The sequence below is a fragment of the Methylosoma difficile genome, assembly GCF_054657615.1.
In genome coordinates this window covers 194,454-210,663 of the sequence record NZ_BAAHYJ010000002.1, presented here as the reverse complement: position 1 = coordinate 210,663, position 16,210 = coordinate 194,454, and the positions used below count along the sequence as shown (strand labels likewise).

The window sequence follows — 16,210 nt, the reverse complement described above, 5'->3', positions numbered from 1 at the left end:
CCAGCTCGGAGCATTCCATGAATCACTTAAGCCAATCTGTAGAAGCCATGCAAGCTTGTATAAAAGCTTGTTGCCATTGCCATAAAACCTGTTTGGAAACCGCTATGAACCATTGCCTGGAAACAGGCGGGGCGCATGTCGAAGCCAACCATTTTCGTCTGATGATGAACTGCGCCGAAATCTGCCAAACCTCAGCCAATTTTCAGCTGAGCAACTCCCATTTTCACCATCAGGTTTGTGCCGTTTGCGCAGAAATCTGCGAGGCCTGCGCCTTAGATTGCGAAAAAATTGGCGGTATGGATGATTGTGTTGAAGCCTGTAAAGCCTGTGCTGAAAGTTGTCGGCAAATGGCGGGCATGAAGCATTAAGACCCTTTGATGATAGCCGTGCGTAATGTTTGCTTATCCGCGCTAATAACGATAGGGCTAGTGGCGTGCGGTGAAGTGGCAGAGTTGCCGCTTTCAGCAGGTATGGGTAGCCATCCGCAATTGCCACCCCCGCGTCCAACCTTGTTTCCCACGGTAAACATCGCCCAGGCGGTAGGTTGGCCTGCGTATGGAATACCTACGCCAGCTCCGGATATGTCAGTCATCGCTTTTGCCCGTGGACTCGACCATCCGCGCTGGCTTTATGTCTTGCCCAACGGTGATGTCTTGGTCGCCGAGACCAATGCGCCGGCAAGGCCGGAAGATGGGCAAAGCCTCAAAGGCTGGCTTTTGGGACAGTTTATGGACAAGGCCGGTGCAGGCGCACCCAGTGCCAACCGCATCACATTGTTACGTGATACCAATGGCGACGGTATCGCGGATCTACGGACAGAATTTCTAAAAGGGCTTAACTCGCCCTTCGGCATGGCTTTGATCGGCAACGATTTCTACGTCGCCAACACCAATGCACTGATGAAATTTACCTATCAATCCGGTGCCACACAAATCCTCCAGCCAGGTATAAAAATTGTAGATTTACCCGCAGGGCCCATTAATCATCATTGGACGAAAAACATTCTCGCCAGCCGTGATGGCAGCCGCATTTATGTGACGGTCGGCTCGAACAGTAATGCGGCTGAAAATGGCATTGATAACGAGCTAAGCCGCGCCGCCATTTGGGAAGTGACATTAAAAAGCGGTAGCCATCGCATTTATTCATCAGGCTTGCGCAATCCGAACGGACTGGCTTGGGATTCGGATTACGGCAGCTTGTGGACAGTGGTCAATGAACGCGATGAGATCGGTAGCGATTTGGTACCCGATTATCTGACTTCAATTACTGACGGCAGTTTTTTCGGTTGGCCCTTCAGCTACTTTGGTCAGCATTGGGATGAACGGGTACAGCCGCAACGCCCGGACTTGATCGCCAAAGCCATCGTCCCCGATTACGCATTAGGCCCACATACCGCTTCATTGGGTTTGGCGTTTACAAAAAACACCGTCTGGCCCGCACCTTTTAACAATGGCGTTTTTATCGGTCAGCACGGTTCGTGGAACCGCGAGCCGCGCAGTGGCTACCGGGTTATTTTCGTACCGTTCAAAAATGGCAAACCTTTTGGAATGCCTTTGGATGTACTGACGGGATTTCTCAGTGCAGACGGCGAAGCTTTCGGAAGGCCGGTAGGGGTTGTGTTGGATAAGCAATCGGCGTTACTGGTTGCCGATGATGTCGGCAACACGGTCTGGCGGGTAACAGCACCCTCCAAACCCAGACAATCAAACTAAGTTAACAATCTAAGGAAGCCCCTCATGAGCCTATTCACCACCACAGACGGTACAGACATTTACTATAAAGACTGGGGAACCGGTTTTCCTGTCGTTTTTAGTCACGGATGGCCGCTAACGGCTGATGCTTGGGAAAACCAAATGGTTTTTCTTGCCAGCAACGGCTATCGCTGTATCGCCCATGATCGGCGCGGTCATGGACGTTCTAGCCAACCCTGGCAGGGTAATGATATGGATACCTATGCCGACGATTTAGCCGAATTGATTGAGAGCCTAAATTTAAATGACATGACGTTAGTCGGCCATTCCACAGGCGGTGGCGAAGTCGCCCGCTACATCGGACGTCACGGGACAAGCCGTGTCGCCAAAGTCGTGCTGCTGGGATCGGTGACACCGTTGATGCTGAAAACACATAAGAATCACGAGGGCTTAGCCATGAAAGTGTTTGATGACATCCGCAAAGGTGTTTCGACGGACAGGGCGCAATTTTTCAAAAATTTGACCAAAACGTTTTATGGCACTAACAGGCCAAACGCGGACATCAGCAAAGGCGTTTGTAACGCTTTTTGGTTACAAGCCATGCAAGGTGGCCTTAAGAATGAGTTGGATTGCATTGCCGCATTTTCAGAAACGGACTTTACCGAAGACCTTAAGAAATTTGATGTTGAGACGCTGATTATCCACGGCAACGATGACCAGATCGTACCGATTGATGCTTCGGCACACGCGTCCTTCAAACTGATAAAAAATGCGGTACTGAAAATATACCCCGACGCACCGCACGGCATCGCCGACACCCATAAAGCCGAGCTGAATGATGACTTATTGGCATTTCTCGGCAATTAACGGGAGTGGGCGACAGTGTCTGTCTTCAAGCATTTTAATATTGGGAAAGGGTTGGTACTGCTTACAGTGATGCTATCGCTTGCCGCTTGTTATCCCTTGACGGTGAATTTAAATGTGGTCACCGACAAACCGATTTCCCTTTACATGGTGGTTGAAAAACCGATTGAAGTAAAACTCGACACCCAAGTTGCCATCACCAAACTGCCCTCTATAAAAGCGGACGGCAACATTGGCATTACCCAAATGCCTGCGTTAAAAATCGGGCCTTAGCATTTTGGTGGTGATGGCTACAACGGCTAAATCATAGACGCGTAACGGTCACCCAAATTGCTTAGTGAACGGTCGTATTGCTCCGAATCGGAGTGATATTTTTCCACCTTCAATCATTTGGAGAGATTTCATGAACACATCAACAATTACAAGTGCCAACCCGCTCGGGTACGAACCGGCATTGCCCGAATTCCCGCCAGAAACGCTGCAAACCAGTGCAAATGCCGTTTCATGGGGAGCTATTATGGCTGGTGCTACAGCGGCAGCCTCTCTGTCTCTTATTTTATTAATGTTAGGCACAGGTTTAGGATTATCCTCAGTATCACCCTGGGCTTACAACGGCATTAGCGCGACTGCATTTGGTACGTCTACCATCATCTGGCTGACATTCACGCAAATTGTTGCCTCCGGTATGGGCGGCTTTCTGGCGGGTAGACTGAGGAAACGATGGCTTGCCGTGCAAACGGATGAAGTTTACTTTCGGGACACCGCACACGGTTTTCTGGCTTGGGCCATTGCCACACTGGCGACCGCCGCGCTGCTCACCTCGGTTATTGGCGCTATTGTCAGCGGCGGCATCCAGACGGGCACCTCCAAGTCGGGCGATACCGGATCAATGCGCTTTGATAGGATGAAGCCTGACAACGAATCCATGAAATATTTTGTCGATTCGCTATTTAGGAAGGAAATCGTAGTGGTTCCAAGCACGGAGAGTTTCACCGAAGGTGTTTTGCCGCTAAGGGCTAATGATCCCATCATTATCGAATCGAACGCTGAAGTTGCCCGTATCTTGAAAAATGCCCAACAAATAGGCGCGCTGCCCGTAGAAGATAAGCGTTACGTCGGACAACTGGTGTCACAACGCACCCGCCTGTCTCAGCATGATGCCGAAAAGCGGATAGACAACCTGTATGCAAGTTTGCAAGCCAAGCAGCTTGCGGAAGAAACGACCGCCAAAAACCTTGCCGAAACCACACGAAAAGCCTCTGCTTTCGCCTCCCTTTGGCTATTTATTTCGTTGCTCATCGGTGCATTTATAGCCAGTTTAGCGGCTATTTACGGCGGGCGGATGCGAGATTTGTAACCCCCCAAACTTTCCAATTTTCTAGGAGATCAATGATGCGCTCAATCCTTTTATATTTTCTCGGCATTCCCATTCCAATCATTATCTTGATTGCGTTGTTCGTGCATTAAGTGCTTTACATGCTGATCGAAAACCCAAAATAGGCTGTCGATCAGCAGGGTTTGGCCTTTTGTTCGTTAGCGTACCGACACTTTTAAAGCATACCGTTAAGCTGTTTCTCCATCCCTACCCTTCTGTTTTATGCAGATAACTCAGCCAAAATCACTGATAACGAGACCACCATGAAAACTAAAAACGAATACATAGAAAGTCTGGCGGCAGAGCTAAAAGAATGGTCCGCGCAGATCGACCTGTTGACCGCCAAAACAGAGGAGTCCGTCGGCATGGTGAAACTTAAGTACACGCAGGAGCTGAATTCCGTTCGCGCCCATCAGCAAGCGGCAACCATCAAGTTGCATGAGCTGGAAAACGCCAGTGATGACGCGTGGGATCAAGTGAAAATAACGGCGGATAAAATTTGGGATGACCTTAGAACAGGACTGACCAGTGCCTCCGCCAAATTCAAATAGATTGTCGCCTAGCGGCTAGCACAGGAAAACAATGACCCTTGCATTCGAACCATTACTGGCGTTAGTAATCGGCATCCTGATTTTGATTGTGCCCCGGTTTTTAAATTATTTCGTGGCGGTCTATTTAATCGTCCGAGGCATTTTGGGGTTAATGCCGATCACTTTAGTTTGAGTTAATGCCACTCTTATAACGAAACCGGCACTTAACCGGTTCTGCCTTTCTTTGCCATCACAGGAATCTAACCATGTCACTCGGCACTCTTTTACTCATCATAATTATCCTTATGCTTATCGGTGTGATCCCAGCGTGGCCTCACAGCCGTAATTGGGGTTATGCCCCCAGCAGTGGCTTAGGCGCCGTTCTTCTCGTTATTTTAGTCTTGATTGCGTTGGGCAGAATTTAGCGTTGTGCCATTCGGGTTTACGATGCCTTTGGGCTAAAACACCCTTACCTAAAGTCAAAAAAAATGATAAAGCGTAATGCTAAAAACCGACGTACCAGCATCATCCATCCTGGTGGCGAAGAACCGATACGCTTTGAACTGTTCAGCACCGAACGCTTAGAGCAACACGCGGTCAGCCTGGCGCAGGCGCAAAAAGTCAGCTTGCAAAAACAAGGCTTTAAACTGCTGCCGCGCGTTGATGACAATGCCCAAATCTTACTTGAAGCCTACCAAGCCGTCGCCAAGGCGGTGCGTGAGCAACATGCGATTACGCCAGCGGCAGAATGGTTGCTGGATAATTTCCATATCATCAAAGCCCAAGTCAGTGATATTCAAAGCGACTTGCCGGAAAGCTATTATTTGGAATTGCCAAAATTAGCCGACGGTGTGTTGGCGGGATTTCCGCGCGTTTACGGGATTGTTTGGGCTTTAGTTGCCCATACTGACAGCCGATTTTCAGCGGAAATGCTGACGCATTTTGTCCAGGCCTATCAATCGGTTGACCCGCTTACCTTAGGTGAATTGTGGGCCATTCCGATCACTTTACGCCTGTTGCTGGTTGATAATTTGCGACGGATTGCCGTGCGCGTGCTGGCGTCGCAAACAGGCCGGAAACTGGCGGATGATTTTGTCGATCACATCGAACAAATCGCCGCGCTCAACGACCAGCCGGAGATGGTTTTTCCTGCGGGGGATTTGCCGGAAGCCGCCTTGCGCCAATCTTACGCCGTGCAAATCCTGCAACGTTTACATGATCCGCATTCCGGCGCGATGCCATCGTTGGCGTTTTTGACGGAATGGCTGGATAGCAAACACCTCAGCTTAGACGACGTCGTGCATTTGGAACATGCCGAGCAAATTGCCGACAATGCCACGGTGCGTAACATCATCACCAGTATGCGTTTGATTTCCGCGTTTGATTGGTCGTTGTTTGTCGAAAACGTCAGCTTAGTGGATGCGTGTTTGCGTAGTCATCAAGGCTATACCGACATGGATTTCCTCACCCGCGACCGTTATCGCCATGCCATTGAAGATTTAGCCAAACATTCGCCGCATTCAGAATTGTCAATTGCCCAGCAAGTGCTTGCAAAAACGCAGCAAACTAGCGCAGAAGCCACCAGCAATCCACGCTTACAAGAACCTGGCTTTTATTTGCTAGGTTCAGGCCGTTATGGCTTTGAAAACTGCGTGAAATACCAAACCACTTTCCGGCAACGCTGCTTGCGGACGACTATTGCCCATGCCGAAATGGCCTATATGGGCGGCTTGTTGTTATTGACAGGTGCGTTGCTGGCTTTGCCTTTAGCCTTAAGTTTCGCCGCTGGCCTCAGCGAATTGCAGTTGGTTTTACTGGCGTTGTTTGGCATATTTCCGGCATCAGATATTGCCGTTAACCTCGTCAACCGCCTCATCAGCGTAGGCTTACCGCCTCGGCATTTACCGCGTTTGGAATTAAAAGACGGCGTACCAGAAGCCTTAAGCACGTTTATCGTCGTGCCAACCTTGTTCACCAGTGAATCCGGCGTGAAAAAGCAAATCGAGCAAATGGAAGTGCGTTACCTCGCCAATCCCGAAGGCCACGTGTTTTTTGCGTTGTTGTCAGATTGGACCGATGCCGACCAAGAAACCCAAGCTACTGATGAGGCATTACTTAATACCGCAATAGCAGGTGTGGATGCGCTGAACAACAAATACGGCGGGCAACGTTTTTTCGTTTTCCATCGCCAGCGTTTATGGAATGCCAGCGAAGGCAAATGGATGGGTTGGGAGCGCAAACGCGGCAAACTGCATGAATTCAATCGCCTATTACGTGGTGCGACCGACACCAGTTTTCTGCCGATTGCCGGCAAAGCCGCCGCTGCGCCGCAGGGCATTTGTTACGTCATCACCTTAGATGCCGACACCAAATTGCCGATGGGCGTGGTCACTCAATTGGTCGGTGTTGCCGCCCATCCGCTCAACCAACCGGTGTTTGATGCTGAATGCCAGTGCGTGGTCGAGGGTTACAGTATCCTGCAACCACGGGTCACGCCAACTTTACCGTTGCGCCAGGAACATTCGATGTTCCATCAGATTTTTGCCGGGACATCCGGCACGGATGCCTATTCCAGTTCAGTTTCCGAGGTCTATCAAGATTTGTTCGCGCTCAGCACTTACAGCGGTAAGGGTTTGTATCATGTCGATAGCTTCGAATCCGCGTTGGCGGGGCGTGTGCCGGACAATACCCAACTCAGCCATGATTTATTCGAAAGCGTTTACGCCCGTTGCGCTTTAGTCAGCGATATTGAATTTTATGAAGAATTCCCTTCGCATACTGACGTTGCAGCCTCGCGCGAACACCGTTGGGTGCGTGGCGACTGGCAATTATTACCGTGGATTTTTGGCAATGGCGGCAAAGGCATGCCGACTATTGGGCGTTGGAAAATGCTCGATAATTTGCGCCGATCTTTATCTGCGCCTGCCAGTTTTGTGTTGTTGGTGCTGATTTGGGCAACCCCAAACGCGCCGCTGACTGTGTTGATGGGTTTTGTCCTACTCGGTTTAGCGTTTCCGGCTTTACTGACCATCGCTTGCGAATTCACCTTACCGCGTCGTGGCATTACACTGTTTACCCACATTCGGGCGGCGGTGGAAAACATGCTTTGGGCGATAGTGAATAGCCTTGTCGCGTTAACCTTGTTGTCGCAACACGCGTGGCAAATGCTCGATGCCATCAGTTGCACTTTAATTCGCCTGTTCATCACCCGTCGGCAATTGCTGAAATGGGTTACCGCCTTACAAGCCAAAGATGCGGCTGGCAATGCGTTAAAAAGTTTGTATGCGCCATTGCTGGGTTCTTCGATTGTGTCGCTAGGTTCAGCGGCGGTGATTATGTTTTTTAATCCGGCGGGCATAGCAATAGCAACGCCATTTTTATTGCTGTGGTGGCTCGCGCCTTTTGCCGCGCGTGCATTAAGTTTGCCGCCGTTGTTGGATACAGCCGAATCCTTGTTCGCTGGCGATAGTGCCGAACTGCGCTTAATCGGCAGACGAATCTGGCGATTTTTTACCACCTTTGTCACCGCTGATGAACATTATCTGCCACCGGATAATTTCCAAGAAGATCCCGATCCCGTTATCGCGCACCGCAGTTCGCCGACCAATTTTGGCTTGTATTTGTTATCGGTGGTCGCGGCGCGCGATTTCGGCTGGTTGGGTTTGACCGATACCGTCACCCGTTTGGAATTAACACTGGCGACACTCAACAACTTGCCACGTCTGCACGGGCATTTTTACAACTGGTACGATACCCAAAGCCTGCAAGTGTTAGAACCGCGCTATATTTCCACGGTAGACAGCGGCAATCTGGCAGGGCATTTACTGACGCTTTCAGAAACTTGCCAAGAATTGCTTAATAGTCCGCTCGCTTTATCTAATGCCTTGCGCGGCTTGCTCGATAGCCAACAACTGTTGCTGAACGCACTGGCGCATATCACCGATGACAAGCGTACGCTGACCGTCACCTTAAAAGAGCTACAACAAAAAACCAGCCTGATTGGCGAATTGCTAGCCAGCCGTCCAACGGACAACAGTAGCTGGGGACGTTTGTGGCGGCAATTGACTTTTAACACCGAAAACCTCTACGACTTGGCGCGCGCCTTCGCGGTTGAGCGTGATGAAATGCCTTACAACGAAGTGCTGGCCTGTGCAAAACTGCTGCGGAATGACACCCGCTCCCATGTTATCGACATCAATGCCTTAGTGCCGTGGCTGCTAGTCGGGCAACGCCTTGCCGAAACTGAACACTCACCCATCCAAAAATTGACCTTAACAACGCCCTTACACGGCTTGGCGAATGCCTACCAATTGGTGTTGGCAGATTTAAAGTGCAGCACATCGCCAGCCGTGGAATCCAATCCACTGGCGGTATTATTAGAACAAGCGCAACCGGAAGTAGCGGCGCTGATTGTGCGCTTAGAAGCTATTGTCACGCAGGTGGAAAAACTCTTTCACGAGATGGATTTTGCTTTTCTCTACGATAAAGAATGCCATTTATTTTCCATCGGCTATCGCGTTAACGAAGGCATGCTTGATCCCAGCTATTACGATTTATTGGCATCGGAAGCGCGGCTAGCCAGTTTTATCGCCATAGCCAAACGTGATGTACCGATGCCGCATTGGTTTCATTTAGGCCGCCGCGTTACCCGTGCCGCCAAAGGTACGGTATTGTTGTCGTGGTCGGGTTCGATGTTTGAATACCTGATGCCGTCTTTGGTGACGTATACGCCGCGCTACAGTTTGCTCGACCAAACTTGCCGCTTGGTGGTCATGCGCCAAATTGAATACGGCGAAGAACGCGCTGTGCCGTGGGGGGTTTCCGAATCGGCTTATAACAGCCGTGATATGCAATTTACCTATCAATATTCAGCCTTCGGTGTACCAGATTTAGGCATGAAGCGCGGCTTGGATGAAGATTTGGTGATTTCACCTTACGCCACGGCGCTGGCGGCGATGTATCTGCCCCACGCCGCCGTGGAAAATTTCGCCCGCTTAAAAAAGAAGGGTGCAATAGGACGTTATGGTTTTTATGAAGCCTTGGATTTTACACCCAGCCGACTTGCCGAAGGCCAAACCGTGGCGATGGTGCGCTGTTACATGGCTCACCATCAAGGCATGTCTTTGGTGGCTTTTGATAATGTCGTCCATGACGGCATCATGCGCCATCGTTTCCACCGTGCGCCGCTGATCCAGGCCGCCGATTTGCTACTGCAAGAACGCATTCCACGCGGTGCCGACACCCAAAGTTTGCCGGTACTGCAAGCCCTTGCCGAAGTGAAAGATTCGGTGCAACCACCGGTACGCCGTGTGCCGTCGCCAACGTCCAGCATTCCGTCCGCGCATTTGCTGTCGAACGGACGTTACGCGGTGATGTTCACCGCCGCCGGTTCAGGCTACAGCGCGTGGCGCAATTTGGCAGTGACGCGTTGGCGGGAAGATGTTACCCGCGATAACTGGGGGAGTTTTATTTATTTGCGCGATATTGCCAGTGGCGACGTGTGGTCAGCAGGCTACCAACCAACCGTCGCGGTGCCTGATAGCTATGAAGTGTTGTTTGCGGAAGACCGCGTCCGCATCATCCGCACCGATGGCGATATAGTTTGCACCTTGGAGATTGTGGTCTCGCCGGAAGACGATGCTGAAATTCGCCGTTTGAGTGTCACCAACAACGGCTCGCGCAGCCGCGAAATTGAAATCACTTCTTACAGTGAAATTGTCCTCGCCACTATGGCAAGCGACATTGCCCATCCGGCGTTTTCCAATCTGTTCGTGCATACCGAACATCTGCCGCAAGCGCACGGATTAATGGCTTACCGCCGACCACGCAACAGCGGTGACGCTATCATCTGGACGGTACAAGTCTTGGCGGGGCGGCAAAACGGTCAAGGTTTCCAATACGAAACCGACCGCACGCGCTTTGTCGGACGTGGGCAAAATTTACGTTCCCCAATTGCGGTGATGGATGGCAGGCCGCTGACCAATACCGTTGGCGCGGTATTAGATCCGATTTTTAGCTTGCGAACCCGCTTGCGTATCGCCCCTGGGGCAACCGAACACGCCACGTTCACCACATTGATTGCCCATTCACGTACCGAAGCGGAAGACTTAGCCGATAAATACCATAATGTCGCCGCATTTGAGCGCGTCTCCGCTTTGGCATGGACGCATGCCCATATTCAGCTGCATCATCTGCGCACCAAAGCCGACGAAGCACAATTGTTCCAAGATTTGGCAAACCGTTTGCTGTTTACCGACCCGTCTTTACGTTCCGCCAGCAAATTGATGCAAATGAACACCTTGAGCGTCACCGGATTATGGCGGCACGGCATTTCTGGCGACCGTCCGATCCTGCTGTTGCGTATCATTGAATTGGAAGACCGCAGCATCGTCGAGCAATTGCTCCGCGCCCATGAATATTGGCGCATGAAAGGTCTGGCGGTGGATTTGGTGATTTTGAACAGCAAAGAAGTCTCCTACATTGAAGACTTGCAAATGCTCTTGGAAAACATGGTGCGCGAAAGCCAAGCCTTGTCGCAGCATCAAGCAGCGGAAAACCAAGGCGCGATTTTTGTCATGCGCCGCGACCAATTGACGCTAGAAGATAGCCAATTATTAAAAACCGCAGCGCGGGTGGTTTTAGTCAGCAGCCGTGGCACTTTGGCTGAACAATTATTAAGGCGACCCACGCCGATTGCCGCTTACGTCGCGCCGAAAATGCTTGCCGTTAATAAAACCGCCTCCGCAATAGTGATACCGCCACTATTATTTTTCAACGGCTTAGGTGGTTTCAGCGAAGACGGACGCGAATATGTCATCGTCTTAGATAACGGTCAGTGGACACCCGCGCCGTGGCTGAATGTCATCGCCAACCCTGATTTTGGCTTTACCGTCTCCGAAGTCGGCAGTGGTTGCACGTGGTCGGGCAATAGCCGTGAGAACCAATTGACGCCGTGGTCGAATGATCCGGTCAGCGACGCGCCTGGCGAAGTGTTGTACATCCGCGACGAAGACACGGGCGAATTGTGGACACCAACCGCCTTGCCAATTCGGGTCGAAAACGCCAGTTATGTCATCCGCCACGGGCAAGGTTATAGCCGTTTTGAACATGCCTCGCATGGCATCCACAGTGAATTGCTGCAGTTTGTCAGCCCTGATGACCCGGTCAAATTTTCGGTATTGACCTTAACTAACGTCTCCGGTCGCCACCGTAAATTGTCGGTAACAGCTTATATTGAATGGGTGTTAGGGGCATCGCGTAGCGTTACTGCGCCACACATCATCACCGAATTGGATGCCGTCACCGGCGCTTTGTTTGCTTATAATTCCTGGGATGCGGAGTTTGGCGAACGTATCGCCTTCGCCGATTTGCACGGTTTACAAAAAAATTGGACCTGCAACCGCGCCGAGTTTATTGGACGCAATAGCAGTTTGGAAGCCCCTGCCGCCTTGCTGACCACCAAGCCGCTGAAATGCCGTCTTGGCGCAGGCTTAGATCCGTGCGCAGTCTTGCAAACCATGATTGAACTCGCCCCCAACGCGCGCATAGAAATTGTCTTGTTATTAGGTCAAGGCAAAGACCGCCTCCAAGCCAGCGATTTGGTGCAGCGTTACCGCACCATCGCCGTTGCCGACACCTTTAGCCAAGTCACGCAATCGTGGGACAAGGTGCTGAATAAAGTGCAGGTAAAAACGCCAGACCGCGAGTTGGATATTTTGCTGAACCGCTGGTTGTTGTACCAAACGCTCAGCTGCCGGATGTGGGCGCGGGCGGCGTTTTATCAAGTCGGCGGCGCGTTTGGTTTCCGCGACCAATTGCAGGACAGCATGGCGTTGACGGTAGCACGACCTGATTTAAGCCGCGCCCATATTTTACGCGCCGCCGCACGGCAATTTGCCGAAGGCGATGTGCAACATTGGTGGCATCCACCGACAGGTCGAGGTGTACGCACGCATTTTTCTGATGACCGTGTGTGGTTGCCTTATGTGGTCGCGCATTATTTAACAGTCAGCGGCGATGTAAACGTGCTGGACGAAGCCTTGCACTTTTTAGAAGGTGCAGTACTGAGTCCCGAACAAGACGATGCCTATTTCCAACCCAACCCATCCACGCAACAAGCCAGTCTGTTTGAACATTGCGCCCGTGCTTTGGATGTGAGTTTAGCCACCGGAGCGCATGGCTTGCCACTGATGGGCAGCGGCGATTGGAACGACGGCATGAACCGTGTCGGGAATCAAGGCAAAGGCGAAAGTGTCTGGCTGGCGTGGTTTTTAATCGCCACCCTGAACGAATTCGCCAAAGTGGCAGACTTACGCAGCGAAAGCGAACGCGCCACGCGCTGGCGTGACCATGCCGCACAATTGAAAATCGCCATCGAAGCCGAAGCCTGGGATGGCGCTTGGTATCGCCGCGCTTATTTTGACGACGGCACGCCCTTAGGTTCAGCCGCCAATGCCGAATGCCGCATTGATTCCATCGCGCAAAGTTGGGCGGTATTGTCCGGTGTTGCCGATGATGACCGTGCACGGCGGGCGATGAATTCGGTGCAGGAATATCTGGTGCGCGACGGCGAAGAATTGCTGTTGCTGTTCACGCCGCCTTTCGATAAAACCGAACACGATCCCGGCTACATTAAAAGCTACCCGCCCGGCGTCCGCGAAAACGGCGGGCAATACACCCACGCGGCGGTCTGGTCAGTCATGGCCTACGCCCAACTCGGCGACGGTGACCAAGCAGCGGAACTACTGCGGATGCTCAACCCGATCAAACGCACTTCCACAAGAACCGGGGTTTATGCCTACAAAGTCGAACCCTATGTCATCGCCGCCGACATCTACGCCGAACCGCCGCATGTCCGCCGTGGCGGCTGGACTTGGTACACCGGCGCAGCGGGTTGGTATTACCGTGCGGGTGTGGAATCCATCTTAGGCTTGCAAGTACGCGATGGTACGTTGGTATTTAATCCCTGCATTCCTAAAGCTTGGCGCAATTACAGCCTAATTTATCAACACGAAACCAGCCGCTATGAAATTAACGTCGAAAATCCGAATGGCGTCATGCGTGGGGTGGTAATGATTGAAGTGGATGGAAAGCGGCAATTGGAAGCCAGTGTGGTTTTGGTTGATGATGGCTTGCCGCACGTGGTGCGGGTGGTAATGGGGTAGATAAAACATGCCTAAAAACGAATCGACCAACGAGCAACAAGACAAATCCGGAATCAGTAACGTCATCGAAGGCAATATTCGCACGATTATCCAGCTTCGTGAAAAAGCGGCTAAGCAACGGCATTTTCAAGACCGCATCGCCGATACCATTACCTCGTTTTCCGGCTGCATGTTTTTTGTCTACATCCACATTGGTTGGTTTTGGGTTTGGATAGTGCTGAACAATGGCTATATAGGTATCCCTCCTTTTGACCCATTTCCTTACGGACTGCTGACGATGATCGTTTCCTTGGAAGCGATATTTCTCTCGACCTTTGTTCTCATCAGCCAAAACCGTCAAAGCGAAGAAAACGAGCGCCGGGCGGATTTGAACTTACACATCGGCTTGTTGGCAGAGCACGAATTGACCCGAGTCTTGCAGATGCTGGATGCCATTCAAAAAAATCTGGGGATTGTCGATGATGAAGACAGCGAATTGGCTGACTTGGAAATGGAAACCCGACCTGAAGACGTACTGGCTGAGATTGAACGCCTACATCGCTTGGATTTTGAAAATAATAAACGGAAGTTTTTTAGGTAGTGGATTGTTTCTGGCGGAATGTAGGGTGCAATAGGCGATAGCCGTATTGCACCGCATGTTGGCTTTCAAACATCCGGCGCATGACGCTATCGCTAATGCGCACTACGCGCTCGAAGCTAGAGTTTATAGGATGTGCCGACGATAGGAGGCGCATCTTCGAGTTACCACTTCATGAACGGAGGTGGACTGAACGGATGTTTTGCAAACCACTCGCGTGCGCCTTTCATGAGAAATCGGTGAAAACCATTGTTTGGTATAGTCTTCTTGACATTACTGACATAGGCAGAAGGAATGCCGAATTTGAAAAAACCAAGAGAAAAATCAACCAAATCGCCTTTCCTGAAGAGTTCCACCAGCGGATAACGGTCATTCTTATAGGTGCGTACCTTGTGGTGCATCTCGACCATTAGGCCAATTTCCTCAGCCCATGCCTGCCGCTCCGTTTCTGTTAAGTACCGCTTTACTTCGGATGCAGAAGGCGGGATGTAATCTACGGTATGGGCGGACCAAAGACCAATATCGTGAAAACAGGCGGCAATGGCTAATTTGATCTTTTCTTCCTCGGTGCAGGGATGAAGCGCCAAACAGAAATTAAACATCCGATAGACATGCCCCTTATAGCCCAAGTAGTCATCTCCAATGCGATTTTTCCATGCAGCGAGAATCTCTTCGATGAGATCGTTCTTGGTCTCAATATTCATTCATACTCCCGAGGCGTATAGTGTTAGTTTATAGGATGGGCCGACGATAGGAGGCGCATCATGCGCGTTTGGACACCCGACAGATGCACTTCGTACCTTTTATGCCCTTTGGGTACAGCACATCCTATGTGGCTCATCTTATCGAGTTGCAAATTCATCGTAGAAAACATACTTGGCTTCTTGATTAGCGCTTCCTTCGAATGACATAGGCGTTGTCTGCAAGCGAAAAACCAACCTTTGGATAATAGGCCATGGCATCGGGTGCGGACATCAGAATAAGAGAGACTTCTTCTCCAATAATGACCTGGGTGCGTCGAATTAGCTCACGGCCAATGCCATGTTTCTGATAGGCGAGGTCAACTGCAAGATCGGAGAGATAACAGCAATAACTGAAGTCCGTCAGCGCCCGACTTACGCCGATTAGGCGGGCTCCGTCCCACGCAGAAATGACAACATTTGCATTCGCGAACATTTGCGCGATGCGCGGAATATCTTTCGTTGGTCTGGCAATGCCCGATGCCTCGAAGACACGAGCGACTTCGACAGGTTCAAGCGGTTGGTTCTCACGGTATTCAATCATTCGATACAAATTCCATTATCTGAAGCGTTGGGCGTGCCGAGGGACGTAGGTCACAATCACCAACGGGCATTGCGCTGAACTTAGCTAGTTCCCAAGCTGGAGCTTAGGAACTAGCGAATTCCGATGTGGTGCATGGCGCTTCGCTTATGCACCCTACGAGCTAGGGACGAATTGGTTTCTTCTTGCATTGAGCTGTGAATCGTGATCGATCCGCCTGCAGGTACTGATTGACGATCGGCTTGCCACCGAGTTCGTATTCCGCCGTATCGACAGAATAGATCTTCAACTCGCCGACCTTGCCACCGCTGGTCGTACATGAGCGCGACCATTGCTTCGACTGGCCGAGTGGGCATGTAAATGACTGGTACCTGAACTGCCCGACCACCGTGCAAGCGATCTCTTTCTCAGTTTCTCGACAATCGGCCCAACGCTCAGTTGATTGTGGTGCGATGTAGAGAGAGAAAAAGGACGCTCTGTCAGGATGTTTTGCAGATATGTACGCTTTGTACTCTGCACTGGCCTGAGGCGAACTTGCATCTGGAGCAACGGCGTCCGAGGAAATCGAAAATGACTCGCACGCAGGCAGTGCCAAAAAGTGGTACTCGGAGTAGCCTGCTTGGCAGGAGAGGCTTGTCAGGAATAGCGTGGTAGTTAGGGGGAGGATTCGCATTCTGATGCCTAATGTTACGGTAAGGGGCACGCCCCTTTGACTGACTTGATGGGCT

The 16,210-nt window shown here is 51.1% G+C and carries 13 protein-coding genes; 10 read left to right on the top strand and 3 right to left on the bottom strand.

Annotated features, from left to right (window positions below):
* Window positions 1-17 precede the first annotated feature (17 nt).
* The 10 genes from ACYQ1O_RS06395 (at window position 18) to ACYQ1O_RS06350 (ending at window position 14,204) form a co-directional block, all read left to right on the top strand.
* Window positions 18-368, top strand: a complete 351-nt coding sequence (locus tag ACYQ1O_RS06395; protein WP_459990827.1) for a four-helix bundle copper-binding protein — start codon at window positions 18-20, stop codon at window positions 366-368.
* 9 nt (window positions 369-377) lie between these two features.
* Window positions 378-1,712, top strand: a complete 1,335-nt coding sequence (locus ACYQ1O_RS06390; protein ID WP_459990826.1) for a PQQ-dependent sugar dehydrogenase — start codon at window positions 378-380, stop codon at window positions 1,710-1,712.
* 24 nt (window positions 1,713-1,736) lie between these two features.
* Entirely contained in the window at window positions 1,737-2,558 is an 822-nt protein-coding gene (locus ACYQ1O_RS06385; protein WP_459990825.1) for an alpha/beta fold hydrolase, read from the top strand.
* Between the two features lie 51 nt (window positions 2,559-2,609).
* Entirely contained in the window at window positions 2,610-2,828 is a 219-nt protein-coding gene (locus tag ACYQ1O_RS06380) for a hypothetical protein (protein WP_459990824.1), read from the top strand.
* Window positions 2,829-2,958: 130 nt separating this feature from the next.
* The gene (locus ACYQ1O_RS06375) at window positions 2,959-3,912 is read left to right on the top strand and encodes a hypothetical protein (RefSeq protein WP_459990823.1); all 954 of its coding nucleotides are present in this window, start codon (window positions 2,959-2,961) and stop codon (window positions 3,910-3,912) included.
* Between the two features lie 281 nt (window positions 3,913-4,193).
* Entirely contained in the window at window positions 4,194-4,481 is a 288-nt protein-coding gene (locus ACYQ1O_RS06370; protein WP_459990822.1) for a sll1863 family stress response protein, read from the top strand.
* 31 nt (window positions 4,482-4,512) lie between these two features.
* On the top strand, window positions 4,513-4,653 hold the full coding sequence (locus tag ACYQ1O_RS06365) for a DUF3096 domain-containing protein (RefSeq protein ID WP_459990821.1): 141 nt from the start codon (window positions 4,513-4,515) through the stop codon (window positions 4,651-4,653).
* Between the two features lie 73 nt (window positions 4,654-4,726).
* Complete coding sequence (locus tag ACYQ1O_RS06360) at window positions 4,727-4,885, top strand: DUF3309 family protein (RefSeq protein ID WP_459990820.1); 159 nt, start codon at window positions 4,727-4,729, stop codon at window positions 4,883-4,885.
* Window positions 4,886-4,948: 63 nt separating this feature from the next.
* Window positions 4,949-13,624, top strand: a complete 8,676-nt coding sequence (locus ACYQ1O_RS06355; protein WP_459990819.1) for a glycoside hydrolase family 94 protein — start codon at window positions 4,949-4,951, stop codon at window positions 13,622-13,624.
* 7 nt (window positions 13,625-13,631) lie between these two features.
* Complete coding sequence (locus ACYQ1O_RS06350) at window positions 13,632-14,204, top strand: DUF1003 domain-containing protein (RefSeq protein WP_459990818.1); 573 nt, start codon at window positions 13,632-13,634, stop codon at window positions 14,202-14,204.
* A gap of 161 nt (window positions 14,205-14,365) precedes the next feature.
* On the opposite strand, the gene ACYQ1O_RS06345 is transcribed toward ACYQ1O_RS06350, so the two are convergent.
* From ACYQ1O_RS06345 to ACYQ1O_RS06335, 3 genes are all read right to left on the bottom strand, one after another.
* Complete coding sequence (locus ACYQ1O_RS06345) at window positions 14,366-14,905, bottom strand: hypothetical protein (RefSeq protein ID WP_459990817.1); 540 nt, start codon at window positions 14,903-14,905, stop codon at window positions 14,366-14,368.
* A gap of 184 nt (window positions 14,906-15,089) precedes the next feature.
* Entirely contained in the window at window positions 15,090-15,485 is a 396-nt protein-coding gene (locus ACYQ1O_RS06340; RefSeq protein ID WP_459990816.1) for a GNAT family N-acetyltransferase, read from the bottom strand.
* A gap of 160 nt (window positions 15,486-15,645) precedes the next feature.
* Entirely contained in the window at window positions 15,646-16,155 is a 510-nt protein-coding gene (locus ACYQ1O_RS06335) for a hypothetical protein (protein ID WP_459990815.1), read from the bottom strand.
* Between the last annotated feature and the right edge of the window lie 55 nt (window positions 16,156-16,210).

Coding starts and splice junctions, on each gene's coding strand:
- ACYQ1O_RS06355 (WP_459990819.1), top strand. CDS start 4,949: ATGATAAAGCGTAATGCTAAAAACCGACGTACCAGCATCATCCATCCT.
- ACYQ1O_RS06360 (WP_459990820.1), top strand. CDS start 4,727: ATGTCACTCGGCACTCTTTTACTCATCATAATTATCCTTATGCTTATC.
- ACYQ1O_RS06365 (WP_459990821.1), top strand. CDS start 4,513: ATGACCCTTGCATTCGAACCATTACTGGCGTTAGTAATCGGCATCCTG.
- ACYQ1O_RS06350 (WP_459990818.1), top strand. CDS start 13,632: ATGCCTAAAAACGAATCGACCAACGAGCAACAAGACAAATCCGGAATC.
- ACYQ1O_RS06370 (WP_459990822.1), top strand. CDS start 4,194: ATGAAAACTAAAAACGAATACATAGAAAGTCTGGCGGCAGAGCTAAAA.
- ACYQ1O_RS06395 (WP_459990827.1), top strand. CDS start 18: ATGAATCACTTAAGCCAATCTGTAGAAGCCATGCAAGCTTGTATAAAA.
- ACYQ1O_RS06375 (WP_459990823.1), top strand. CDS start 2,959: ATGAACACATCAACAATTACAAGTGCCAACCCGCTCGGGTACGAACCG.
- ACYQ1O_RS06390 (WP_459990826.1), top strand. CDS start 378: ATGATAGCCGTGCGTAATGTTTGCTTATCCGCGCTAATAACGATAGGG.
- ACYQ1O_RS06385 (WP_459990825.1), top strand. CDS start 1,737: ATGAGCCTATTCACCACCACAGACGGTACAGACATTTACTATAAAGAC.
- ACYQ1O_RS06335 (WP_459990815.1), bottom strand. CDS start 16,155: ATGCGAATCCTCCCCCTAACTACCACGCTATTCCTGACAAGCCTCTCC.
- ACYQ1O_RS06345 (WP_459990817.1), bottom strand. CDS start 14,905: ATGAATATTGAGACCAAGAACGATCTCATCGAAGAGATTCTCGCTGCA.
- ACYQ1O_RS06340 (WP_459990816.1), bottom strand. CDS start 15,485: ATGATTGAATACCGTGAGAACCAACCGCTTGAACCTGTCGAAGTCGCT.